Source organism: Domibacillus iocasae (assembly GCF_001750285.1).
GTDB classification, from domain to species: Bacteria; Bacillota; Bacilli; order Bacillales; family Domibacillaceae; genus Domibacillus; species Domibacillus iocasae.
The window spans coordinates 321,387-343,777 of sequence record NZ_MAMP01000022.1; the positions used below are offsets into that span (position 1 = coordinate 321,387).

At 42.8% G+C, this 22,391-nt stretch carries 29 protein-coding genes; 22 read left to right on the forward strand and 7 right to left on the reverse strand.

What is annotated here, in order from left to right:
• Positions 1 to 53: 53 nt before the first annotated feature.
• Positions 54 to 1,925 (forward strand): LTA synthase family protein, encoded by a 1,872-nt coding sequence (locus BA724_RS12395; RefSeq protein ID WP_069938971.1) that lies wholly within the window; start codon positions 54 to 56, stop codon positions 1,923 to 1,925.
• A gap of 63 nt (positions 1,926 to 1,988) precedes the next feature.
• On the opposite strand, the gene BA724_RS12400 is transcribed toward BA724_RS12395, so the two are convergent.
• The gene (locus tag BA724_RS12400) at positions 1,989 to 2,165 is read right to left on the reverse strand and encodes a DUF2759 domain-containing protein (protein ID WP_069938972.1); all 177 of its coding nucleotides are present in this window, start codon (positions 2,163 to 2,165) and stop codon (positions 1,989 to 1,991) included.
• A 173-nt stretch (positions 2,166 to 2,338) separates the two neighbouring features.
• On the opposite strand from BA724_RS12400, the gene BA724_RS12405 reads away from it, so the two are divergent.
• The gene (locus tag BA724_RS12405; RefSeq protein ID WP_069938973.1) at positions 2,339 to 2,968 is read left to right on the forward strand and encodes an MBL fold metallo-hydrolase; all 630 of its coding nucleotides are present in this window, start codon (positions 2,339 to 2,341) and stop codon (positions 2,966 to 2,968) included.
• A gap of 36 nt (positions 2,969 to 3,004) precedes the next feature.
• Here the strand turns inward: BA724_RS12405 and BA724_RS12410 are convergent, their stop codons facing one another.
• Complete coding sequence (locus BA724_RS12410) at positions 3,005 to 3,385, reverse strand: Spx/MgsR family RNA polymerase-binding regulatory protein (RefSeq protein ID WP_069938974.1); 381 nt, start codon at positions 3,383 to 3,385, stop codon at positions 3,005 to 3,007.
• Between the two features lie 264 nt (positions 3,386 to 3,649).
• Here BA724_RS12410 and BA724_RS12415 point away from each other — a divergent pair, with 264 nt between their 5' ends.
• From BA724_RS12415 to BA724_RS12455, 9 genes are all read left to right on the forward strand, one after another.
• Positions 3,650 to 3,829 (forward strand): helix-turn-helix domain-containing protein, encoded by a 180-nt coding sequence (locus tag BA724_RS12415; RefSeq protein WP_069938975.1) that lies wholly within the window; start codon positions 3,650 to 3,652, stop codon positions 3,827 to 3,829.
• Positions 3,830 to 4,027: 198 nt separating this feature from the next.
• On the forward strand, positions 4,028 to 4,273 hold the full coding sequence (locus BA724_RS12420) for a DUF2626 domain-containing protein (RefSeq protein ID WP_045850965.1): 246 nt from the start codon (positions 4,028 to 4,030) through the stop codon (positions 4,271 to 4,273).
• Positions 4,274 to 4,399: 126 nt separating this feature from the next.
• Complete coding sequence (gene comGA / locus BA724_RS12425; RefSeq protein ID WP_069938976.1) at positions 4,400 to 5,461, forward strand: competence type IV pilus ATPase ComGA; 1,062 nt, start codon at positions 4,400 to 4,402, stop codon at positions 5,459 to 5,461.
• Entirely contained in the window at positions 5,394 to 6,461 is a 1,068-nt protein-coding gene (comGB, locus tag BA724_RS12430) for a competence type IV pilus assembly protein ComGB (protein ID WP_083256215.1), read from the forward strand. The genes comGA and comGB overlap by 68 nt, the downstream gene beginning before the upstream one ends.
• Positions 6,462 to 6,478: 17 nt before the next feature.
• Positions 6,479 to 6,799: a competence type IV pilus major pilin ComGC gene (gene comGC, locus BA724_RS12435; protein WP_069938978.1), complete on the forward strand. Its 321-nt coding sequence runs from the start codon at positions 6,479 to 6,481 to the stop codon at positions 6,797 to 6,799.
• The gene (comGD, locus tag BA724_RS12440) at positions 6,789 to 7,232 is read left to right on the forward strand and encodes a competence type IV pilus minor pilin ComGD (RefSeq protein ID WP_069938979.1); all 444 of its coding nucleotides are present in this window, start codon (positions 6,789 to 6,791) and stop codon (positions 7,230 to 7,232) included. Before comGC ends, comGD begins: the two co-directional genes overlap by 11 nt.
• Positions 7,219 to 7,530, forward strand: coding sequence for a hypothetical protein (locus BA724_RS18640; RefSeq protein WP_069938980.1), 312 nt, complete (start codon positions 7,219 to 7,221; stop codon positions 7,528 to 7,530). The genes comGD and BA724_RS18640 overlap by 14 nt, the downstream gene beginning before the upstream one ends.
• Positions 7,514 to 7,954: a competence type IV pilus minor pilin ComGF gene (comGF, locus tag BA724_RS12450; protein ID WP_169818547.1), complete on the forward strand. Its 441-nt coding sequence runs from the start codon at positions 7,514 to 7,516 to the stop codon at positions 7,952 to 7,954. The genes BA724_RS18640 and comGF overlap by 17 nt, the downstream gene beginning before the upstream one ends.
• Positions 7,917 to 8,306, forward strand: coding sequence for a hypothetical protein (locus BA724_RS12455; protein WP_141719936.1), 390 nt, complete (start codon positions 7,917 to 7,919; stop codon positions 8,304 to 8,306). Before comGF ends, BA724_RS12455 begins: the two co-directional genes overlap by 38 nt.
• A 2-nt stretch (positions 8,307 to 8,308) precedes the next feature.
• Here BA724_RS12455 and BA724_RS12460 read toward each other — a convergent pair whose 3' ends face one another.
• The 3 genes from BA724_RS12460 to BA724_RS12470 all read right to left on the reverse strand — a co-directional run bounded on the left by BA724_RS12460 (position 8,309) and on the right by BA724_RS12470 (position 11,101).
• On the reverse strand, positions 8,309 to 9,082 hold the full coding sequence (locus BA724_RS12460) for a YqhG family protein (protein WP_069938983.1): 774 nt from the start codon (positions 9,080 to 9,082) through the stop codon (positions 8,309 to 8,311).
• A gap of 6 nt (positions 9,083 to 9,088) precedes the next feature.
• On the reverse strand, positions 9,089 to 10,666 hold the full coding sequence (locus BA724_RS12465) for a DEAD/DEAH box helicase (protein ID WP_069938984.1): 1,578 nt from the start codon (positions 10,664 to 10,666) through the stop codon (positions 9,089 to 9,091).
• Positions 10,667 to 10,780: 114 nt separating this feature from the next.
• Entirely contained in the window at positions 10,781 to 11,101 is a 321-nt protein-coding gene (locus BA724_RS12470) for a rhodanese-like domain-containing protein (RefSeq protein WP_069939249.1), read from the reverse strand.
• Positions 11,102 to 11,317: 216 nt separating this feature from the next.
• On the opposite strand from BA724_RS12470, the gene BA724_RS12475 reads away from it, so the two are divergent.
• Together BA724_RS12475 and BA724_RS12480 are read left to right on the forward strand one after the other, a co-directional pair.
• Positions 11,318 to 12,154, forward strand: a complete 837-nt coding sequence (locus BA724_RS12475) for a lipoate--protein ligase family protein (protein WP_069938985.1) — start codon at positions 11,318 to 11,320, stop codon at positions 12,152 to 12,154.
• Between the two features lie 205 nt (positions 12,155 to 12,359).
• Positions 12,360 to 14,921, forward strand: a complete 2,562-nt coding sequence (locus BA724_RS12480; protein ID WP_069938986.1) for a vitamin B12-dependent ribonucleotide reductase — start codon at positions 12,360 to 12,362, stop codon at positions 14,919 to 14,921.
• 101 nt (positions 14,922 to 15,022) lie between these two features.
• On the opposite strand, the gene BA724_RS12485 is transcribed toward BA724_RS12480, so the two are convergent.
• Positions 15,023 to 15,406, reverse strand: coding sequence for an SA1362 family protein (locus BA724_RS12485; protein WP_069938987.1), 384 nt, complete (start codon positions 15,404 to 15,406; stop codon positions 15,023 to 15,025).
• Positions 15,407 to 15,442: 36 nt separating this feature from the next.
• The gene (locus BA724_RS12490) at positions 15,443 to 16,381 is read right to left on the reverse strand and encodes a DUF1385 domain-containing protein (RefSeq protein ID WP_069938988.1); all 939 of its coding nucleotides are present in this window, start codon (positions 16,379 to 16,381) and stop codon (positions 15,443 to 15,445) included.
• A gap of 108 nt (positions 16,382 to 16,489) precedes the next feature.
• On the opposite strand from BA724_RS12490, the gene BA724_RS12495 reads away from it, so the two are divergent.
• From BA724_RS12495 to BA724_RS12535, 9 genes are all read left to right on the forward strand, one after another.
• A complete protein-coding gene (locus BA724_RS12495; protein ID WP_069938989.1) occupies positions 16,490 to 16,909 on the forward strand; it encodes a YqhR family membrane protein in 420 nt (139 codons plus the stop codon).
• 60 nt (positions 16,910 to 16,969) lie between these two features.
• On the forward strand, positions 16,970 to 17,407 hold the full coding sequence (gene aroQ / locus BA724_RS12500; RefSeq protein WP_069939250.1) for a type II 3-dehydroquinate dehydratase: 438 nt from the start codon (positions 16,970 to 16,972) through the stop codon (positions 17,405 to 17,407).
• 3 nt (positions 17,408 to 17,410) lie between these two features.
• Entirely contained in the window at positions 17,411 to 18,472 is a 1,062-nt protein-coding gene (locus tag BA724_RS12505) for a M24 family metallopeptidase (RefSeq protein ID WP_069938990.1), read from the forward strand.
• Positions 18,473 to 18,492: 20 nt separating this feature from the next.
• The gene (gene efp, locus BA724_RS12510; RefSeq protein WP_069938991.1) at positions 18,493 to 19,050 is read left to right on the forward strand and encodes an elongation factor P; all 558 of its coding nucleotides are present in this window, start codon (positions 18,493 to 18,495) and stop codon (positions 19,048 to 19,050) included.
• A 109-nt stretch (positions 19,051 to 19,159) separates the two neighbouring features.
• Positions 19,160 to 20,266 carry an acyl-CoA dehydrogenase family protein gene (locus BA724_RS12515; protein WP_069939251.1) on the forward strand — a complete coding sequence of 369 codons (1,107 nt, stop codon included), beginning with the start codon at positions 19,160 to 19,162 and terminating at the stop codon, positions 20,264 to 20,266.
• 94 nt (positions 20,267 to 20,360) lie between these two features.
• A complete protein-coding gene (spoIIIAA, locus tag BA724_RS12520) occupies positions 20,361 to 21,254 on the forward strand; it encodes a stage III sporulation protein AA (protein WP_083256242.1) in 894 nt (297 codons plus the stop codon).
• Positions 21,251 to 21,763 carry a hypothetical protein gene (locus BA724_RS12525; RefSeq protein WP_069938992.1) on the forward strand — a complete coding sequence of 171 codons (513 nt, stop codon included), beginning with the start codon at positions 21,251 to 21,253 and terminating at the stop codon, positions 21,761 to 21,763. The genes spoIIIAA and BA724_RS12525 overlap by 4 nt, the downstream gene beginning before the upstream one ends.
• 13 nt (positions 21,764 to 21,776) lie before the next feature.
• Positions 21,777 to 21,980 carry a stage III sporulation protein AC gene (spoIIIAC, locus tag BA724_RS12530; protein WP_046180415.1) on the forward strand — a complete coding sequence of 68 codons (204 nt, stop codon included), beginning with the start codon at positions 21,777 to 21,779 and terminating at the stop codon, positions 21,978 to 21,980.
• Positions 21,981 to 21,990: 10 nt separating this feature from the next.
• Positions 21,991 to 22,389: a SpoIIIAC/SpoIIIAD family protein gene (locus BA724_RS12535; protein ID WP_069938993.1), complete on the forward strand. Its 399-nt coding sequence runs from the start codon at positions 21,991 to 21,993 to the stop codon at positions 22,387 to 22,389.
• Positions 22,390 to 22,391: the final 2 nt, after the last annotated feature.

Sequence of the window (22,391 nt, forward strand, 5' to 3'; positions counted from 1 at the left end):
AAAAGATTTTAACCCTTGAACGTTGTTACAGATGTAACGAGGAGGCTGGAAAAATGAAAAGAACAATAAGCAGCAACATCTCGCTTATTGCTGTCGCTGTTTTGTTCTTATGGATGAAAACATACGTCGTCTATAAAACAAGTTTTAACATGGACATTGAAAACACGCTGCAAGAATTTATTTTACTGATTAACCCGCTCAGCTTTATTATGCTGGCAATGGGTGTCGGCTTTTTCTTTAAAAGCGATAAAGCACGCAATCGCTACTTGCTTGGTATGAGCTTTTTCTTAAGCTTCCTGCTATTTGCAAATGTTGTTTTTTACCGTTTTTTCAACGATTTTATTACGATGCCGCTTTTATTTCAAACAAGTAACTTTGCTGATCTTGGCAATAGTGTAACAGAAGAGTTTAACGTAGCTGACATTTTGTATTTTGCAGATGTCATTATTTTATTTCTTCTGCTTAAATTTAAACCATCGTTTGTGAAATTCCGCCCAATGTCAAAAATGAGCCGCCGTGCTTACTTTTTGTCAGCTGCTGCGATTATGTTTTTAAATCTTGGATTGGCGGAAATTGAACGTCCGCAGTTGTTAACAAGAACGTTTGACCGGGAAATGCTCGTGAAAAATATTGGTACATTTAACTATCACATTTATGATATTTTCCTTCAATCTAAATCTTCTGCTCAGCGTGCGCTGGCAGACGGCAGTGAGTTAACGGAAATCGGAAACTTTTCTGATGCAAATTATGCAGCGCCAAATGATGAATTGTTCGGTGCTGCAAAAGGAAAAAATTTAATTATGGTATCGGTTGAATCAACACAGGCTTTTGTAATGAACAATAAAGTCAATGGCCAGGAAATTACCCCATTTTTAAATGATTTTGCGAAAGAAAGCTTAAACTTCACGAATTTCTATCATCAGACAGGACAGGGAAAAACATCCGATGCAGAATTTTTAACGGAAAATTCGCTTTATCCGCTGAGCCGTGGAGCGGTTTTCTTTACACATTCAGGCAATGAATTTAATTCAATGGCTGAAAAGCTTGAAGAAAACGGCTACTATTCAAATGCGATGCATGCGAATAATAAAAGCTTCTGGAACCGCGATATTATGTATGATGCGATCGGCTATGAACGTTTTTATGATGTGAATGATTACGAGGTTAATGAAGACAACAGTGTAAACTGGGGTATGAAAGATGTGCCATTCTTTGAACAGTCGGTGGGCTTAATGAAAGAAATGCCGCAGCCGTTCTACTCAAAAATGATTACTCTCACAAATCATCACCCGTTCTATTATGATGAAGAAGATAAAATGATCGATGAATTTAATTCAAACAGCGGCACATTAAACCGGTATTTCGTAACAGTACGTTATACGGATGAAGCATTGAAAACATTTGTGGAAGATTTAAAAGAAGCAGGTCTGTATGAAGACTCTGTTATCGTTTTGTACGGTGATCACTATGGTATTTCTGAGAATCATAATGAAGCGATGGCTCAGTATCTTGGCAAAGAAGTAACGCCTTACGTATCGGCAGAGCTTCAAAAAGTACCATTTATGATTCATATTCCAGGAGTGGATGGGCAAGAAATTTCTACGGTAGGCGGACAAGTAGATGTACGTCCAACTTTATTGCATCTTCTTGGAATTGACACAAAAGGTGACGTCCAGTTCGGGCAGGATTTGCTGTCTGAAGACCACGAAAACTTCGCTGCATTCCGTGATGGTCGTTTTGTGACAGAAGATTATGTGTATGCGGGGGATGCTTGTTGGGATAAAGCAACGGGTGAACAGACCGATGCAACCTACTGTACACCTTACATTGAAAAAGCCGCAGCAGAATTAAATTATTCGGATCGAGTAATTTATGGTGATTTGCTTCGCTTTTATGATCCAGATTCTGCGATAAAAGAACAATAAAACTGCCTTTCGAGGCAGTTTTTTTGCATAAAAAAAGCACCCGATCAATGTCAGGTGCTTTTTTTAATGGGCTGCTGGGTAGCCGTGGTTCAAAATGGTCATAATGGTGAACCAGCCGATAACACCAGCCGTTCCAAGTCCAAAGAAAATGCCGAGCGGGTTTTTGTTTTTTAACGCACTGATTGTGCTAAATACAGAAAGAATAGTAACAAGTGCGAAAATGATTGTTAAACCGTTCATCGTTTCAGACCCCTTTCTATAATGAATCAATAAAAAAGAACTATGTAATTGCAAAACACAACCCTATTGTATAAGTTTTTTTTATATTTGTCGAGAGTGAAAGCGGATAATTCTTTTATCAACAGCGATTTCCTGTTACGATACAGAAGGATAATGAGAAAGGTGGAGATCATATGGATTGGACTCAATTGCCGCTTGGTCCATTACAAACAAATTGCTATGTACTTTCACATGAATCAACGTGTATTCTTTTTGATCCGGGGTCGGAAGGAGAGCAGCTGGTTCAGTGGCTGAACGAAAACAAGCTGAAGCCAATCGCTATATTACTGACACATGCCCATTTTGATCATATTGGTGCTATTGGTGCGCTTAAACAAAAGTTTGATATCCCTGTCTACCTTCATAAGGAGGAAGAACAGTGGCTTGAAGATCCAGCCCTGAATGGGTCAGCCCGGTTTGGAATGGGGACAATCAAAGCTCCTCCGGCAGACGTTATTCTTGATCAAGAAAAAGAACTGACCGTTGGCCCTTTTAAATTGCAGCTTCTTTATACACCAGGACACTCACCTGGCAGCCTTTCATATTACTTTGAAGAAGGCGGCGCCTTATTTGCAGGGGATACGCTGTTCATGGGCAGCATCGGGCGTACAGACCTTCCTGGAGGCAATCACCAGATCTTGATTGACAGTATCCATGAAAAAATTATGTCTTTGCCGGAAGAAACGATTGTGCTCCCTGGTCATGGACCAGCAACGTCCATTATTGCAGAAATGGACAGTAATCCATTTTTAAACGGATTTTAAAAAAGAGAACGCCGCAATGGTGTTCTCTTTTTTAGGTTACCCTGTATATTTCATGACTTGTTTCTTTTTTGTTAAGCTTCTTAGTTTTTCAAGATTATATCCAACAACAATTGTTTCTCCATCCGTTAAGATCGGACGGCGCAGCAACTTGGGTTCTTGAATAATTAAGTCGATCACAGCGGATAATGGCATATCATCCACGTCCATATTTAATGATTTAAACGTGCTGCTGCGAGTAGCAAGCAGCTCATCCAGGCCTTCAGAGGACATTGATAAAAGTTTTAAAAGTTCCTGTTTTGTCGGTGTTTCGCGAAAAAGGTGACGTTCTTGAACATCAACGGAATGAGAGGAAAGCCATTTTTTTGTTTTTCTGCACGAAGTACAGCTGGGATACGTAAAAAAAGTAACGGCAGACATTGGATAGTCTCCTTTCTTTTTATCTTAAATATACTATACAATACTTACACAATAGTTGTACATATTTTAACTTTAAAATTGTGAATATTTTCGTAATACAAAATAAAGCATGGCTTTTATTATTTTTTCACCATAAAATTGTTGGTTATAATAAATAAAAGCTATTGAGGTGATAATAATGAATACAATACTAAAAGTTACGGATACACTTGCAGATCCTGCGTGTTATTCTATTTATGAATACATCTTAAAAACCCCTCAGAAGTGACGGTTCAGGATGTTGTTTCAGAATTTAACTTTCATCCAAATGTGGCTCGTCTTTATTTAGCCAAACTCGAAGATGTGAATTTAATTGGTTCTTTTTTATACAAAACAGGAAAAGGCGAGCAGCCTAAAAAAGTATATAAAGCTGCTGGAAAAGCGGACGGTCTGCCGGATTCATAAAGCCTTTTTTGCAGGGGGTGCTGGAGTCTTTATTTGGAGAATCGTTTTTTAACCAAAAACAACAATGGTAATGGATGCAGTGATTGTACGTATCATGCAATCGTCAAAAACTGATGGAAAGAAACGTTTACAATTCCGTGTCTATTCCTTTATAATATGATATTGATGGAGCAAGTCCATAAAGGGGGGAGATACATAATGGATCGGATGTTTCGCGTAATGGCATTCTGGACCGGGATTTTTGCATTAATGTTTTATCTCGGGCACATGAATATTACCGCATTGCTTTTCCTCGGTCAAACTGGATTTTTCTTGTTATTAGGGTATTTACGTCTTTCTGAGCGCATGTACATTTATGTTTTTGGCGCGTACTTGACCGTTTTCTTTGCAGGATTTACATATTGGTCAACGTTCATGATGACGCCAGGAAGCGGCGGACATTAAAATCACCCGAAGCCTTTAAAGCAAACTTGCTTTAAAGGCTTTTTTGTTAAAGTTTTGTAAATACACTCAAATGTAATGAAATATTCAGATTTTTATAGTATGCTGAAAAAGAAAGAAGGTGATGACTTGCAAGTCGAACAAAAAATGGAACAAATGCTTGCTGAAGCTGTCAGTATGCAGGCGACCGATATTCATTTAATGCCAAAAACAAATGGTTATTTAATGAAAATGCGTACTGGCGGGCAGTTATCGAAAAGCGATTCATTTTCGATTCGTGAAGGTGAACGGCTTATCGCGTATTTAAAGTTTACCGCATCAATGGACATTGGTGAAAAACGAAAACCCCAAAGCGGCTCTTTTCGGCAGCTGATTAATGGTCTCCCTTTATCATTGCGAATTTCAACACTTCCCGCTGTCCCTCACAAAGAAAGCCTCGTCATTCGTATTTTGCCTCAAGAACATGTTCCATCTCTTTCAGAACTGACATTATTTCCTTATACAGCAAAGAAACTAACTTCACTGCTAAACCATTCAAACGGCCTTATTCTGCTTAGCGGTCCAACTGGAAGCGGAAAATCCACCACGCTTTACTCCATGATCCAGCATTGTGCAGCCACCCTGAACAAACACGTCATTATGCTTGAAGACCCGGTTGAAAAACAACAAGATTCATTTGTGCAGATACAAGTAAATGAAAAAGCGGGCATTACGTATTCAAGCGGTTTAAAAGCGATTTTGCGCCATGATCCCGATGTCATTATGGTTGGAGAAATACGGGATGAAGAAACAGCCCGAGCAGCTGTAAAAAGTGCGCTGACAGGTCATTTAGTTTTGTCGACAATCCATGCCCGTGACGCTGATGGCGTTATTGGAAGACTGATAGAGCTGGGCGTTTCACGTCATGAAATTACTCAAACGATAACTGGTATTACCGCGCAGCGGCTCGTTCGCATTCTTTGTCCGGAGTGTGGCACTTCTTGTAAAGAGGGATGCACACAGAAAATACGCCAGGCGATTATTTGCGAGCTGTTGGCCGGACAGGCGCTGAAGGAGGTCGCAGAAGGAAGAACATTATCTACTTACAAAAGGCTGAAAGACGAATTGCGAAAGGGGGTGGCATATGGATTCATCACGTATGAAGAGTGGTCGCGCTGGCATTTTGGAGAAGAGGCTGTCAGCGAAAAATAGCGCTGATTTCATTACCAGGCTCGGTGAAATGCTAATGAAAGGATTTACGATCGGGGATGCAGTTGATTTTTTAATGATGAACATTCCTGGAATAAACAAAAAACAAATAGCTGCGATTCGAACATCGCTTCAAGATGGAACACCGCTTCATGAAATATTGCCCGTTTTAAATGTCCCATCGCTTATATGTCTGCAGGTTTTTTTCGCTGAACAACATGGAAATGTTCAAGAAACACTCGTTCATGCCGGAAACCAGTGGAGAAAATCAGAACAATCAAAAGAAAAATTCATCAGGCTTTTGCAGTACCCCGTTTTTTTGATTGCATTACTCATCATTTTATTAGCTGTTTTAAACACATTCGTCCTTCCGCAGTTCCACGATTTACATGCTTCAATGGGTTATAAGCCTGAAGGAATAATCGCTCTTCTGCTTTTTTTTCTTCAATGGGCGCCACCGGCAGTTCTTCTCATTATACCTGCCCTAACAGGTATTTATCTTTTTCTCTACGCCCGCTACAAAATGCTTTCACCGCATAAGAAAGCAGATATGCTGTCAAAAATTCCATATATTCGATCGTTTTTTCAACTGTATTTTACCCGGCTGTTTGCACGGGAGTCAGCTCAGCTGTTAAATAGCGGATTTGCGGTCAATGAGCTGTTGCATGTGTTTGAAGAACAGACGATTTATCCGATGCTTTGTGCCGCATCAAAGAAAATAAATGACCGGTTAATGACAGGAGAAACTTTACAGGAAGCAATCGCCGCGATCCCATGGTTTGACGGAAAACTGTCCGCCTTAATTGGCCACGGGGGTGCAAATGGCAGGCTGGGTGAAGAACTGCTTCTTTACGCTGAGTTTTGTGATCGAATTGTTGAAGACAAAATCAAAAAATTGACCGGTATTATTCAGCCGGCAGTCTTTTTAATCATTGGAACGATTGTGATGGCTGTCTATTTGTCGGTGATGCTTCCGATGTTTGAGATGATCGGATCCGTATAGTGAAGGAGGAACAAACGATGAAAAAAATAATAAAAAATGAACAAGGGTTCACGCTGATAGAAATGATGATTGTTTTACTTGTCATTACGGTGCTGCTTTTTATCGCCATTCCAAATGTGGCGAAGCAAAGCAAAAACATTAATTCAAAAGGGTGCGACGCGTTTATTCACATGGTGCAGGGCCAAGTACAGGCGTATCAGATTGACAACGATTCATTGCCTTCTTCAATTGATACACTTGTGACCGACGGATACTTGAGGGAGGATGAAACGACCTGCCCGGGCGGCGGCACTGTAACTCTTGATGCGGAAGGAACTGTTTCGGCCAGTGGTACGTAAAGAATCTGGATTTACATTGCTTGAAATGATGATCGTGCTAACGGTTTTTATGGTCTGTCTCGCTGCGGCATTAATTCCGCTTCGAAGCATTGCAGATAATGTGAACGATCGTCAATTTTTTCAGCAGGTCGAGCGTGACTTATTTGAAGCACAAGCATACGCAATTGCTAAAAAAGTAAATATTGTCGTTCACTTTTTTGAAGATGAGCGCAACGACTATCACATTTATACGCTGGAGCAGCCAAGGAAGATGATCGCAAAGCGTAAAATCCCAAATCGTTTTATTCATGATGAAAGAAGTATTGGATCGTTCACTTTTTTGCGAACGGGTACGACAAATCGGTTCGGCTCCATTTACTTTACGAGTGAAGAAAAGAGCACCAGGCTCGTATTTCAAATCGGAAGGGGTCGTTTTTATTTTGTGGAAGAATGAACAAGGAATGACACTCGCTGAAAGTATCCTGGCATTAACCGCTTTTTTCATAGGAGCGGCAGTTCTTCTCCCTTTTTGTATGAAGTTAATAGAAGAAACGTCTTGGCGTTGGGAGCATCAGGAAGGAATGAGAAAGCTGTATGAAGAAGCAGAGTCTCGAATTTTTTCAGACGCTTCATTTGTTTACGATTTGGATCAATCAACGGTTAAAGGCGAAATTGTGTGGAAAGAAACGAATGGAAAGTCCAAAGCATGTGTGGCGATCGCAGAAAGAACGACATGTGTGGTGGAACAGTAATGGGTTTACAATGCTCGAGGCGTTGATTGTTTTAATAGTATTCACTGCCTGTGCGGCGTCCATCCCACTTTTATACGACGGCGCTTATCGGACAATCGAAGCCGCTAAAGCAGAAAAGAATATGGAGTGGGAACTTTTTATCATTCAACTGCGCAATGAAATGCACGTATCGCAAGACTGGCATTTATCTGCATCAAGGCTGCAATATTCACCTGTCGATTTGAATGATTCGATCGTGTCCATTAATAAATACAATGACAAAATCAGGCGGCAGGTGAATGGGCAGGGACATGAAATCATGCTGCAAAACGTAGAAAGCGCCACATTTTCAATTGAAGGAGGAAATTTATATATTCACGTTACGTTTTCAAATGGAGAAGAGGAAGGTGCATCGATTCATTCATTGCATAAAGAAGCACCTTAATCGTCAGCACGGAATGATCTATCCGCACATTTTGCTGATTCTTGTGTTGATTATGGCAGCATCTATTTCAACTGTAGATTCATCTGTAACAAAATGGAGGACTGCCGATTATTTAACCGATTATTACGAAATGCGGATCGTCGAACTCATGGCGCTTCGGGATGTTTTATCACAGGCAGACCCGGCCTCTTTTATTATGGAAACGAATAGAGGGACAACCAGTATTGATATAATAGAAATGTCAGAACAAGACCGACAGATTCGGATTACCACGATTCATGAAGAAAACATTTTTAGCGCCACTTATTATTATAATAGGAAAGACCTGTCGATTGTGAAGCGGGCTGAATAAAATTAACTTCTATTTTGAGCAATATAAAACAGACCGCCGTTTAAAACTGAGATATGGATTACTGGTTCGAAGCGGCGCATGATCGCCGCTTTCTCGCGTTCAAAATGGGCCTTGTCTTCCTCATTTTGTTCAAAAAAAGTTTCAAGAATCGTTAATTCTATTTTTTGCTTTTCAAGAGCGGTCTTGGCCCAATCGTGTTCTTCCTGCAGGATGTCGTGCCACAGTTTTTTTTTCATTCTATTTAAGCCGCTTACAGGTGTAATAAGCGGCGAGAGGACATAATGATACGGCGAGATCATATGGCTCATAGATAAGGAAGTTAATGTGTCTGAAAAGTTGTTTGAAAAAGTTCCGCTGATTAAATGAATGGCAAGCGGGACAAGCTTTTCTTTTTTACCGTTTGCTTCATAAGAAAGATGAAAATGGACAAACAGCCAGGGTTCCAGCTGTACGGTTTCTGAAGATATGCTTGTTTCGTACATTTTAATAAATGCTGATTTTTTTTGAGCATATAAAAGAAACTGATGGAAACGGGGCGAGCCAAAGGTCATATATTCTTCCTGATGCTTGAGCAGCCGGCCCGGGTCTTTTGTGAAAAACGTAACGACGAGCGGGTCGCCGGGCTGCCCAAGCTGATCTTTGTAATGCCAATAAAATGGCCGGTTCATCAAAGAGCGGTCTGCTTCCTCGGTTAACTGGACGGTCAGTGAGTCATTTGATTCTGCAAGGATACGGCATTCACAAGCGTTAAAAAATGTGCGAAGAAAAGGCATCATCGTTGATCACTCCAATACAGCGGCAAGGTTTTGCATTTTTATTTCCCACTCGCCAACACTTTTCGACGTATGAAAAGCGTCTTTCAAATGGTCTTCAATCCAGTTTTGATCCAAAATGTTATCAATTTTTCCAATAGCTGTTTGGAAAAGGGTAATCTTTTCATAAAGCAATGCCAGCATACGGTCTTCAACCGATTGTTTATAAGCAAGGTGGTAAATATAGACATCCTGGCTTTGTCCATAACGATGAACGCGGCCGATTCGCTGCTCCAGCTTCATCGGATTCCACGGTAAATCAAAATTAATGACGTGGCGGCAAAATTGCAGGTTCAATCCTTCGCTTCCGGCTTCAGTTGCAATTAACACGCGTGCAGGTCCTTTGAAAAGCTCAATCATCCAATCCTTTTTTCCTTTTTTAAAGTTTCCTTGGAACGACACGGCAGGGATATCATGTGAACGAAAGAATAGTTCCAAATATTGCTGTGTTGCCCGGTATTGGGTGAAAATGAGTACTTTTTCATTTAGCTGTTTTACAATGTCGAGTGCTTTGTCCGCTTTTGAGTTTTGTTTAATGGCATCCGCGAGAGCGGCAGTGTTTGTTTGGGTGAATCCTTCCTGCTTTATTAAGGTAGCGAGAGCGGCATATTTGCTGCTGCATGCTTCTCGCTGCAGTGTCAGCAGTGTGATTGCGCCTGGCAGACAGTCAGCCAGCGATTCATAAAAGGCTTTTTCTTCTTTCGAAGGGGTAATACGAATCGTCTGTACAAAGCGTTTAATCGGCTGTTGTTCTACATCCGTTCGAATGTTGCGGATCATTACTTGTCTGAGCAGTGCGTGAAAAGCATCCCGATTTTGAACGGATCGCTTTCCATCTTTAAATTGAGTCTGAAAGAATCCATTGCTGCCAAATAGACCCGGTTTTAACAGAGAGACAAGGTGGAATAATTCATCCACGTTATTTTGTATCGGGGTGGCCGTCAGCAACAAACAATAGGTTTTATTCAGGCGGCTGACAAATTGATGATTTTTTGTCGCCGGGTTTTTTAATCGGTGTGCTTCATCAATAATGACCATATCGAACAGTGTATCCGTAAAGACATCCGCGAATTTTGCCTGCTTAGCTGAATCGATCGACGCAATTTGAACGCCATTCCATGACCAGTCGGGTTTTTTTCGCTGCACCAGTGCGAAAATCTGAAATTTATCCCGCAATTCTTTCGCCCACTGGCTCACGAGTGAAGCTGGTGCTAAAATAAGCACACGGGAAACAAGTCCCCGTAACATGTATTCTTTTAAAATGAGACCCGCTTCAATGGTTTTGCCAAGACCAACTTCATCGGCCAAAATCGCAGTGCCATTCATTTCTTCCATGACTGTTTGTGCTGTTTTGATTTGATGGGGAAGAAACTGAATGTGCGGGAGGAAATCAGGTGCCAGCAGTCCATTAAAATCAGAAGGAAGAATACGGTTTTTCGTCTCCGCGGTTAACGTGAAAAGAGACCAGCTTCCAGGCGAAGACGCATTTTGCAATTCTTTTTCGAAAACGTTCTCCCATGAATTATCGTACACTATGGTGGGCTTCATCTTAATCAAAGCCTCCTCTGTTTTCAAAGTATTGCACCTAGTCTGTCCCAGAATGATAAATCAAATACATATATATAGATAAAAAAACAGTTCTGCATTTGCAGAACTGTTTTTTTATTTCGTTTTTACTTTTCCTGTCCATTTTTTAAATCCGCCTTGCAGGTGGTATATGTCCCGGTATCCTTTTCTGTAGAGCATTTGGGCTGCACGGCCACTGCGAAGGCCGCTTTGGCAATACAAATAAACAGGCTTGTCTGTACGAATTTCTTTCATGCGCTGTTTCATTTGAGTCACTGGGATGTTGCGGGCGCCTAAAATGTGGCCGCCATTGTATTCATTCGGTTCACGCACATCAATCAGCTGCGCTTTCCGGTATCCTTGTATAAATTCTTCCTGGCTGAGCGGTTTCACCGCCCGTTTTTGAGAAAAGTACATGAAGAGCGCGTACAAAATAATCACGCCAAGCACTGCGGCAATAGAATAAAGCAACGTGGTGTTCCCCTTTCGAATAAACTGCTTCTTTTATTATATCCGTATGGTTATCAGATGAAAAGAAAATTCTCTTTAAAAAGAAGTGTGTTCGCCTTTGATTTTCGGTTTCAATTTGATAGACTAGTTGAGGGAATTTACAATGAAAAGAAGGCGTATAACATGACGAAAGAAACGTGGGTTTTTCTGGATACTGGAAATCAAAGCGCGGCTTATAATATGGCCGTGGACGAAGCGCTTTTAGATTGGCACAGCCAGGGTGAAATTCCACCTGTTGTCCGTTTTTACGGATGGGAGCCGGCGGCACTGTCAATTGGATACTTTCAAAAAGCGGATAAAGAAGTGAACTTTGAGGCACTTAAAGAACATGGACTTGGCTTTGTCAGGCGGCCAACTGGCGGCAGAGGGGTACTGCACGAGCATGAACTGACATACAGCGTCATTGTCAGTGAAGAGCATCCGGACATGCCAGCGGGCGTTACAGAAGCATATAGAGTGATTTCTGAAGGTGTGCTGCAAGGCTTTCGGGCGCTTGGGCTGGATGCAGAATTTGCAGTGCCACGAACCGAAGAAGAAAAAGCCAGTTTGAAAAATCCACGTTCTAGTGTCTGTTTTGATGCACCGAGCTGGTATGAGCTCGTTGTAGAGGGAAGAAAAGTGGCTGGCAGCGCACAGACCCGGCAAAAGGGTGTCATTTTACAGCATGGCTCTATTTTGCTTGATATTGATGAAGATAAACTGTTCAGCTTGTTTCACTATTCAAGCGGCCGGGTAAAAGATCGAATGAAACGTGCGTTTAAGGATAAGGCTGTTGCGATTAACGCACTTCGTTCCGAACGGGTGACACTAAATGAAGCCCGAAGTGCATTTAAAAAAGGGTTTGAAGAAGGATTAAATATTCATCTTGAACCGCTTATTTTAACAGAGGAACAAAAGCGCCAAATTGATAAAATTCAGTATGAGCGGTATGAAAGTGATGACTGGAATTTTCGGAGATAAGAAAAATAGTTTGCGGCAAAAAAATAAAATTTTTTTGTCCATTTTAGTTGAAGTCAAAGGCTTTTTCTTGTTTTAGGAAAGAACTGGCGGCTTGACAAACTATGTTCTCTCAATCAATATATAGAGTGTAATTAAAAAAACAAACACAATATCTTGTGTTTGTTTTCGTTTTTTGTCACAACAGAATATTAAAGGAGTTGTTTCCATGTCCGCTACGTCCACACAGCACATGTCGCTTAACATCGACAATTTAAACAAGGACATCAGCATTTTCCCGCAGGTTTTCCCTGTCACACCGGAAATGAAGATTAAACACAAAGGCGTCTCCCGTCTTGTCATGATTGACCGGTACTCATTCAAAGATACGGAAAAAATTACATTGTCTGAAGGCGATTTTGTCGTTTTAACAATCAAAGAAGATCCAAAATTCCCTGCGCGGGGAACAGGCTTTATCGTGTCACTCGACCGTGAAGCAAAAAAAGCGTCGATTTTAATCGATGAAGAATACCGCAGTGCTATTGATGATCCCGAAGAAGCGGAAACAGGCATCGTTCATCGCGGGCTTGATGTGATTGAAAAACCACTCGAAGTATTTTATGAGCAGATTGCAAAGCGGAACGCAGCAGGTCTTTCCTCTGTAGAAAAAACAGAAGAAAAGAAAAAAGAATGGTTCGACAAGTTTTACAATGAACTTGTAAGCTTAAACTTTATTCCGGCCGGACGTGTTTTATACGGAGCAGGGGCAGACACGGATGTAACGTACTTTAACTGCTACGTGATGCCATTTGTGGCGGATTCGCGCGAAGGTATTTCGGAACACCGGAAACAAGTAATGGAAATTATGAGCCGGGGCGGCGGCGTCGGCACAAACGGATCAACACTTCGTCCGCGCAACACGCTCGCGCGCGGTGTTAACGGCAAATCATCCGGCTCTGTTTCGTGGCTTGATGACATTGCGAAGCTGACACACCTTGTTGAGCAGGGCGGTTCGCGCAGAGGTGCTCAGATGATCATGTTAGCGGACTGGCATCCTGACATTGTTGAATTTATTATTTCAAAAATGCAAAATCCGCGTATTTTGCGCTACCTTCTTGAAAACACAGAAGATGAGCAAATTAAAAAAGCGGCAAAAGACAAATTGAATTTCAAGCCGCTTACAGAGCGTGAAGAGCAAATGTACCAGGGTGTGATCAACTATAAAAACATTCCAGGTTACGGCGGCTTCAGCCCTGAAATCTTTAAAGAAGCAGAAGAAAAACTTCGTACAGGCGGTACATACAGTGTCCATAACGCCGAATTTTTAACCGGTGCCAACATTTCGATCTGCTTGACGAAAGAATTTATGGATGCAGTTGAAAAAGATGCGGAGTACGATCTTCGCTTCCCGGCTGTTGAAAAATACAACAAAGAAGAAATGACGAATTACAATGAAAATTGGCATAAAGTCGGCGACGTCCGTGAGTGGGAGCGTCAAGGTCATGAAATTCGCACATACCGCAAAATTAAAGCGCGTGAACTGTGGAACTTGATCAATGTATGTGCAACATACTCAGCTGAGCCAGGCATTTTCTTTATTGACAATGCAAATGATATGACAAATGCAAAAGCGTACGGTCAGCAGGTTGTAGCAACAAATCCGTGCGGTGAGCAGCCACTTGCACCATTTTCCGTCTGCAACTTGGCAGCCGTGAATCTTGCCGAAATGGCAGACAAAGAAACAAAAACAGTGAATTTCGACAAGCTGAAAGAAACGGTTCGCACGGGTGTCCGTATGCAGGATAATGTCATCGATGCAACACCATACTTCTTGGAAGAAAACAAAAAGCAGGCGCTTGGTGAACGCCGTGTTGGTCTAGGCGTTATGGGGCTTGCTGACTTGCTCATTTATTGTGAAAAAGAATACGGATCACCAGAAGGCAATACACTTGTTGATGAAGTATTCGAAGCGATTGCCGTGACAGCGTATGAAACATCTGTTGAACTGGCAAAAGAAAAAGGCAGCTTTCCTTTTCTTGAAGGGGAAACACTTGATGAAACAAATCGTCTGCGCGATGCGTTTATCAACACCGGTTATATGAAAAAAATGCCTGAACATGTTCGTGAAGCAATTATTGAACACGGCATTCGCAACTCTCACTTATTGACAGTTGCACCAACAGGATCAACTGGAACAATGGTTGGGGTATCAACAGGCCTGGAGCCTTATTTCTCCTTCACGTATTACCGGAGCGGACGTCTCGGCAAGTTTATTGAAGTGAAAGCGGATATTGTAAATGACTATTTAGAGCGTAATCCTGAAGCGGATCCGGATCAATTGCCGGACTATTTCGTAACAGCAATGGGTCTGGCGCCTGAAGCACACGCGGATGTTCAGTGCGTCATCCAGCGCTGGATCGACAGCTCCATTTCCAAAACGGTAAATGCACCGCGCGGTTATACAGTTGAGCAGGTTCAAAGTGTGTACGAGCGTTTATACAAAGGCGGCGCGAAAGGCGGAACGGTTTACGTGGATGGAAGCCGTGACTCTCAAGTGTTAACGCTGAAAGCGGAAGAAAACAATTGGGATGAAGAAGAGAAACAAGAACCAAAGGAACATGAAAATCATGTTGTATTAATTGATACAATTCAAGATCTTCGTTCAACTAATGTGACAATCGGCAGCGAAGTCGGCGATACATGCCCGGTTTGCCGTAAAGGAACAGTAGAAGAGCTTGGCGGCTGCAACACATGCACCAACTGTGGCGCACAGCTGAAATGCGGATTGTAAGAAGAACCAATATATAGGAAAGAGCCGTCTCCTTATTCAGGAGCGGCTCTTTCCTATTATTGTAAGGGGAGTAAAAAACTCTGCCACGCACGGTGACAGAGTCATTCAGATGAAGCACGTGAACCGCGTTTTCCTTTATTGCCTTGAATAACGGTTAAATGGGCTGCTTTTTTGCGGCGGGCTGCTTTCTTTTTCGGCTTCGCTGTAAATGAAACAGAGCGTGATGTCTTAGGCTTATAACTTGTTTTAGCGGTATGGCGTTTTTTTGATTGTTTTACAGCTTTGGAATATGCACGGTCTTCCCGGCGGTTGCCGCCTCCACGATTTTGCATAAACAGGCGGAGCAAAAACAGGATAATTACGGTCGTGATTACACCGAATATAACTTGACGCACGAGCTGCCCGGGAGAGGTAATCATCATAGAAACGAGACCAACGGCAGCAAGCACAGCGATGACAGAAACAACAACGGTACGAACATTCATTAAAGCCACCTCCCGGAAAATAGTGTTACTTACATATTAGACAATTTCGTCTGCTTTTAACCCTTTTTCAGCACTTTCTTCGATGGAAATTAATTTCTCAAAAGAAGCAATTGCGACTTCTACTTGATCATCTGACGGCTCTTTTGTCGTTAAAAGCTGAAGCCAAAGCCCTGGATAGCCGAGCCATTTTAATGCTGGAATGTCACGGACTTTGTTCGTCAACTGCAGTACTTCAAATGAAATACCAAGAACAACAGGAATAAGCGCCAGCCGATTTAACACTCGTATATATAATGGCTCAGTCGGTACAAGCATATACACGAAAACGCCGACAATGACTGTGAATAAAATAAAGCTTGATCCGCAGCGGTAGTGAAGCCGGGAAGATTTCTGAACATTTTCAATAGTCAACGGCAAACCATTTTCATAAGCATTAATCACTTTATGCTCCGCTCCGTGATATTGGAACACCTTTTTAATAAGTGGCGTCATTGAAATCAAATAAATATAAACGAGCAGCAGCACCAGCTTGAAAAATCCTTCAATTAAAATTTGTGACAGGTCACTTGAAAAAACGGGTTTCGTGAGTACAGCCAAAAAGACAGGAACAAGGGTGAAAATAAATTTTCCAAACAGAAACGATAAGATACCGACGAGAGCCGCCCCGAATACGAGTGTTAGCTTGGACGGTTCTTCTGCTTCTGTTTCTTCCTCCCCAGGATTCACATCATATCGGTCATTTGCAAAATTTAAATGCTTAGATCCTGTAGCGGCGGCATCTAAAATGGCGACAATACCCCGAACGAACGGAATTTTTTTAATTGTTTGCAGGGCAGGGCGGACTGTACGCGGTAAATGAAAATAGTCGATTGATCCGTCATTTCGCCGTACGGCTGTTACCGTATGCTTTTTCCCGCCAAACATGACGCCTTCGACAACGGCCTGGCCTCCATATACGGGCTTTTCATTGCTCATTTCACTAGTTCCTTCTTTCATTCATCCTTAGGCAGGACAGGTAGTAATCATATTTTAGCGGGAATCCGGCTAAAATAAAAGCGAGACTTGTTCAGAGGAGGAAAGAAGATGAGTAAACAAAATAATTCCAAACATTCTGATTATTTAAAGCGCGGTGTTTTTGAAACAGGCATTGCGGCCGGACTGCTGCTTTTTCTGTTTAGCTGGCTTGCTTACACATTTCATTTTATGAGCTGGAATCCGATATCGATGCTGTCTGCTTTGTCGTCATCGACGATTGTGAAGTATGGAATTGCGGCTGTTTTGATCGTATTTATCTCCATCGTGCTGTCTTTATTATACTATGCGCTGCTCCGGAAAAGAAAGCCCTTCCTTTCGGGAATAGCAGTTACTGTGTTTCTTTTTTTTATTGTTTTTTTCATAGCGGATCAAAATCCTCTTCATTTAATCACTGTTTTTGCTCTCCTCTTAGGATACTGCCTGTTTATTAGTATGACAATTTCCTGGCATCACGAGCAGGGCAGGTAGTCAGCGGCCGGAGGAATATGGTAAACTAATCGGGAAAAATGAATAGGCGGGGGACATATGATGAAGAGAATTTTGCTCATGAACGGTGCAAACCTAAACCGGCTGGGAAAACGCGAGCCGCACATTTACGGCTATACGACACTTGCCGAGCTTGAAGAACGAGTTGTTAAACGAGGAGAACAAGCTGGAGTAGAAATCATTACGTTTCAGTCAAATTTTGAAGGAGAGCTTGTTGAAAGACTTCATCTTGCGGAAGATGAAGGACTGGCTGGCATTATCTTTAATCCTGGCGCTTTTACCCATTACAGTCACGCCCTTGGCGATGCGGTGGCTGGCATAAAAGTGCCGGTCGTTGAAGTACATATTTCAAATATTCACGCTCGTGAAGAATTCCGTCACCTTTCTGTCATCGCGCCTCATGCTGTGGGGCAAATGTGTGGTTTCGGGCTTTACGGATATGAAATGGCGCTTGATTTTTTTGTGAATAAGGAGGGGTAAGAAATGACACGAATTGAAAAGCTGCGTTCACAGATGGCTACAAAAGGACTGGACGGTCTTTTCATTATGAGTCCGTATAACCGCCGTTACATAAGTGGGTTTACTGGTACAGCAGGTGCGGCGCTTATAACAGGAGAAAAAGCGTTTTTTCTCACTGATTTCCGCTACACAGAGCAGGCAATGAAACAAGCAGAGGGCTTTACCATTGTCCAGCATACAAAATCGCTTTTTGAGGAAGCGATGAAGCAGGCTGAAACACTGGGTGTACGCACGCTCGGTTTTGAAAAAGAATACATTTCATATCAAGAGTTTGAATTGCTTCAAAAGCATTTTAACGGTACGCTTGAGCCGGTCGCAGGACTTGTTGAAAACTTGCGCTTGATTAAGACGGAATCAGAGATTAAGATATTAAAGGAAGCGTGTGACATTGCAGATGCAGCGTTTAAGCATATTCTGGACTTTCTAAAGCCGGGAGCGAAAGAAATCGATGTGTCAAATGAACTTGAATTTTTTATGAGAAAATGCGGTGCAGCTTCTTCTTCCTTTGATATTATCGTCGCTTCGGGTGCCCGCTCTGCGCTGCCGCACGGTGTGGCTACTGGGAAAGAGATCCAATCGGGTGACTTTGTGACGCTTGATTTTGGTGCTTATTATAAAGGATATGCATCAGATATTACCCGTACGGTTGCTGTGGGCGAACCGGCGGATCAATTAAAAGAAATTTATGCGATCGTATTGGAAGCCCAAATGACGGTAGTTGATCAAATTAAGCCGGGTATGACCGGAAAAGAAGCAGATGCTGTAGCGCGTAATATCATTTCGTCAAAAGGATATGGCGATGCATTTGGTCACTCAACAGGACACGGCTTAGGACTTGAAGTACATGAAAGCCCAAGACTTTCTGTTTTAAACGATAAGCCGCTTCAATCCGGCATGGTCGTAACGGTAGAACCGGGCATTTATTTGCCGGGTATCGGCGGTGTACGGATTGAAGACGATATATTACTCACGGAAAGCGGAAATGAACTGCTCACACATTCCGCTAAAGAACTTATTATTTTGTAAACACTCCAGGAGGAACAAACATGATTTCAGTAAATGACTTTCGTACAGGCTTGACAATTGAGGTAGACAACGGTATTTGGCGCGTTGTAGACTTCCAGCACGTAAAACCAGGAAAAGGAGCGGCGTTCGTTCGTTCAAAGCTTCGTAATCTTCGTACTGGTGCGATTCAGGAGAAAACATTCCGTGCCGGTGAAAAAGTTGGGAAAGCGCAAATCGACAACCGCCGTATGCAGTATTTGTATGCAAATGGAGACCAGCATGTATTTATGGATACAGAATCATACGACCAAATTGAACTTCCGGCTTCTCAAATTGAGTATGAATTGAAGTTCTTGAAAGAAAATATGGAAGTATCCATCATGATGTTTGGTACTGAAACACTGGGTGTGGAACTGCCAAACACAGTTGAATTAAAAGTAACGGAAACAGAGCCGGGCATTAAAGGCGATACAGCGTCAGGCGGTACAAAACCGGCGATCGTGGAAACGGGTCTTTCTGTTAACGTACCATTCTTCGTAAACGAAGGCGATGTTCTTATTGTTAATACAACAGATGGATCATACGTATCACGAGCATAATCACTTCAGCGGGTGTACCTTAACGGGTGCGCTCTTTTTATTTGCGTTCCGGGCCGCTTCTTCGTACGATAAAGGAAGATAAACAGAAAGAAGGTCGATCGTTTTGAACATGAAAGAAAAAATAAAGCCGCTGATCCCGGTTTTTCAATCACGGGAGCCGGCACTTGATAAGCTGAATTCATTTCCGTTTGACAATATAAACGATTTGAAAAAAATCGGCTATACGAAGGCGATGCTGCCTCAAAATGGTGGTATGTCACTTATTGATTTTGTCCAGCACCAGGAACTGATTGCGAAAGGATGCGGGGCAACAGGCCTTTCGATCGGCTGGCATACCGGCATTTTAATGGAGTATGCGGAGTACCGGCACTGGAATCCGGATATTGCTGATTTTTTAGTCGAAGAAGTGCAAAAAGGAAAACTCATTAATGCGGCAGCCAGCGAGCGCAATGCCGGCAGTCCGCTTCGGGGAGCGGCGTTTAAAACGAAGGCTGTGCTCGATGGTCATGAATACGTCTTGAACGGCGAAAAAACATTTACGTCTGCCGCACCCGTTCTTGATTATGTGTTTGTATCGGCTTCGATTGCTGAAACCAATAAATCGGCCGTCTTTCTCGTTCCAATGTCAACGGAGGGTGTATTGATTCGTGAAACATGGGACAGCGTGGCCATGCGCGGGACAGCCAGTCACGATTTAATCCTTGAAAATGTACGGATACCGGCTCATTACATTGTTGAAAAGCTCGATGACTCGTATCGTGCCCGCCGAAAAGGATCATTGCTTCATATTCCGGCCTGCTACATTGGCATTGCTGGAGCAGCCCGCGATTACGCGCTGCAGTTTGCGGCAACGTATACACCGGCTGCGCTTGATCATCCCATTGGTGAATTGCCTGTAATGGAACAAACAATCGGGGAAATGGAAATGAAGCTGATGACAGCCCGGCAATTTCTATATCGAACGGCTGAACTTTACGATCGGGAGCCGGATGAACCGATTAAGCCGCAAATGGCTGCGGCAAAATCGTTCGTCACGAATGCAGCCATTGATGTGACTGATATGGCCATGCGGATTGTTGGCGCTAGAAGTTTATCTGAGAAAAACCCGCTTCACCGCTATTGGCAAAATGTACGTGCCGGTCTTCATAACCCGCCGATGGACGACATTGCCTACCGAACACTTTCCCAGGAGGCACTTGCCCATATTAACCAATAACCGATTTAACCGCCAATCTGTTTGGCGGTTTTTTTCATGGATAATGTACCTTTTTCGTTCATACAATGTGAAAAGAACGGAAGGAGGCGGCGGATTGCCCTATAAAACCATTATGCCTTATTTACCCGAATCGACATCCCAGGCTGTCAGTCCTCTTTTGAAAAGCGATCCGGCTATTGAAGAAATCCGGCTTCGAACCGGGCAGAAAATTGAACTGTCAGGACCGAAGCCGTACGTGCTGTCCACCATTTTTTCAGAATATGAGCGCGCTGCTTTTGTCCATAAAATCACGAAGCACTCTATTTATCGGCTTGAAGAACAGTTGAAACGTGGATACTTGACGATTGAAGGAGGGCACAGGATCGGTATTGCGGGACAAGCGGTCATGAGAGAAGGGGCCGTGTCTTCCATGACCAATCTGTCTTTTTTTAACATCCGGATTGCCAAAGAGAAAAAAGGAGCTGCTCTTCCTCTTTTGCCCTCACTCTTTCAAAGTGGATGGAAAAGTGCCCTGTTAATTGGTCCGCCAAGGTCTGGCAAAACAACCTTGCTGAGAGATATTGCACGTATAGCCGGAACGGGAGACGAGAAGCGCCGCATTCCGCCCATGAAAACGTGCATTGTCGATGAACGTTCTGAAATCGCGGGCTGTCTGCATGGTGTTCCTCAACTTGACGTAGGCACGCGGACGGACGTACTTGATGCGTGTCCGAAATCAGAAGGAATGATGATGATGATCCGGTCGATGAGTCCGGATGTGCTCATTGTGGATGAAATTGGACGGGAAGAAGATGCACAGGCGTTATCGGAAGCCTTAAATGCGGGCATAGCGGTCATTGCAACGGTCCACGCGCATTCCCTGAAAGAAGCACTGCGCCGGCCGGTTATTCGGCACATAAAAGAAAGCGGCCTGTTCGACACGTATATTGAAGTGAGCCGCGAACATCATGTAACCATTTTAAAACGTGAAAGCCAAGTGGTCGGATGAAATGGGCGGGAGCGTTCTTTATAATGGCAGCCAGTTTGTTTATCGGCTTTTATAAGTCAAAATCGTATAGCGAACGAGTCCGTCAAATCCGCCAGTTTGAGACGGCATTTATTATGCTTGAGTCGTCCATTGCTTATGGAGCAGAGTCGATGGAAACAGCAGCACGCTCCATTTCAAAAGCAATTGAAAAACCGGCGAGCACCGCTTTTTATCAATTTGCGGAAGCATTGGCCACATGCGACGACAGTGCCGGCCAGCTTTGGACTACTATTCTAAATCAGCAGGCGGGTCAGCTGGCATTAAAAAAAAGAGATGTGCAAATTGTTGAGCAGGCAGGCTGTATGCTGGGCGCGGTCACGCAGTCCGCAGAAGCACGAAAGCTTCAATTGGTATTAAAACAGCTTGAAAAGCAGCGTGAAGAAGCCGCTGTCGAAGAAAAGCGGCTTTCCGGAATGACCCGCTCGCTTAGCTTGCTTTTCGGCATGATGACAGCCATTTTGCTTTTATAGGGTGGGGCGAAACATGAATATGGACGTGGATTTGTTGTTTAAAATTGCTGGGATTGGCATCATTGCCGCTTTTTTGCATACGATTTTAGAACAGCTTGGCAAAAAAGAATATGCTCAGTGGGTGACATTGTTTGGTTTTATTTATATTTTGTTTATGGCCGCGACGATTGTCGGGCAGTTGTTCGATAAAATTAAATCGGTTTTTTTATTTCAATGACAGGAGCGGTTTGCCCATTGCGATTACCCATATTGCCGCTATCATACTTGTTGCTGTTTTTCTAGCCATTCTGCTGAATGAATATAATCCGGGTTTTTCGCTGTTGTTCGTTTTATTTACGTGCAGCATTCTTCTTTACCAGTTTGCCGATGAAATGGCCAAGCTCATTACAGCTGTTCGAAAAATGGCTGCTTATGCCGGTGCGGAGAATCTTTACATTGAAACTGTCTTAAAAGCGGTAGGCGTTGCCTTTATTTCGGAATTTATTGCGAATATTGCAAAAGACGCGGGACAGCAGGCACTTGCTGCAAAGATGGAAATCGCGGGGAAAATGATCATTATGGCACTCATCCTGCCTATTTTGACCATACTAATTGAAACAGTTTTAAACATGCTTCCAGGGCGGTGATC

Excerpts from the sequence above, each read along its gene's own strand:
- BA724_RS12395 (WP_069938971.1), top strand. The coding sequence starts at position 54 with ATGAAAAGAACAATAAGCAGCAACATCTCGCTTATTGCTGTCGCTGTT.
- BA724_RS12400 (WP_069938972.1), bottom strand. The coding sequence starts at position 2,165 with ATGAACGGTTTAACAATCATTTTCGCACTTGTTACTATTCTTTCTGTA.
- BA724_RS12405 (WP_069938973.1), top strand. The coding sequence starts at position 2,339 with ATGGATTGGACTCAATTGCCGCTTGGTCCATTACAAACAAATTGCTAT.
- BA724_RS12410 (WP_069938974.1), bottom strand. The coding sequence starts at position 3,385 with ATGTCTGCCGTTACTTTTTTTACGTATCCCAGCTGTACTTCGTGCAGA.
- BA724_RS12420 (WP_045850965.1), top strand. The coding sequence starts at position 4,028 with ATGGATCGGATGTTTCGCGTAATGGCATTCTGGACCGGGATTTTTGCA.
- comGB (WP_083256215.1), top strand. The coding sequence starts at position 5,394 with ATGGATTCATCACGTATGAAGAGTGGTCGCGCTGGCATTTTGGAGAAG.
- comGC (WP_069938978.1), top strand. The coding sequence starts at position 6,479 with ATGAAAAAAATAATAAAAAATGAACAAGGGTTCACGCTGATAGAAATG.
- BA724_RS12460 (WP_069938983.1), bottom strand. The coding sequence starts at position 9,082 with ATGATGCCTTTTCTTCGCACATTTTTTAACGCTTGTGAATGCCGTATC.
- BA724_RS12465 (WP_069938984.1), bottom strand. The coding sequence starts at position 10,666 with ATGAAGCCCACCATAGTGTACGATAATTCATGGGAGAACGTTTTCGAA.
- BA724_RS12470 (WP_069939249.1), bottom strand. The coding sequence starts at position 11,101 with ATGTACTTTTCTCAAAAACGGGCGGTGAAACCGCTCAGCCAGGAAGAA.
- BA724_RS12475 (WP_069938985.1), top strand. The coding sequence starts at position 11,318 with ATGACGAAAGAAACGTGGGTTTTTCTGGATACTGGAAATCAAAGCGCG.
- BA724_RS12480 (WP_069938986.1), top strand. The coding sequence starts at position 12,360 with ATGTCCGCTACGTCCACACAGCACATGTCGCTTAACATCGACAATTTA.
- BA724_RS12485 (WP_069938987.1), bottom strand. The coding sequence starts at position 15,406 with ATGAATGTTCGTACCGTTGTTGTTTCTGTCATCGCTGTGCTTGCTGCC.
- BA724_RS12490 (WP_069938988.1), bottom strand. The coding sequence starts at position 16,381 with ATGAGCAATGAAAAGCCCGTATATGGAGGCCAGGCCGTTGTCGAAGGC.
- BA724_RS12495 (WP_069938989.1), top strand. The coding sequence starts at position 16,490 with ATGAGTAAACAAAATAATTCCAAACATTCTGATTATTTAAAGCGCGGT.
- aroQ (WP_069939250.1), top strand. The coding sequence starts at position 16,970 with ATGAAGAGAATTTTGCTCATGAACGGTGCAAACCTAAACCGGCTGGGA.
- BA724_RS12505 (WP_069938990.1), top strand. The coding sequence starts at position 17,411 with ATGACACGAATTGAAAAGCTGCGTTCACAGATGGCTACAAAAGGACTG.
- efp (WP_069938991.1), top strand. The coding sequence starts at position 18,493 with ATGATTTCAGTAAATGACTTTCGTACAGGCTTGACAATTGAGGTAGAC.
- BA724_RS12515 (WP_069939251.1), top strand. The coding sequence starts at position 19,160 with ATGAAAGAAAAAATAAAGCCGCTGATCCCGGTTTTTCAATCACGGGAG.
- BA724_RS12525 (WP_069938992.1), top strand. The coding sequence starts at position 21,251 with ATGAAATGGGCGGGAGCGTTCTTTATAATGGCAGCCAGTTTGTTTATC.
- spoIIIAC (WP_046180415.1), top strand. The coding sequence starts at position 21,777 with ATGAATATGGACGTGGATTTGTTGTTTAAAATTGCTGGGATTGGCATC.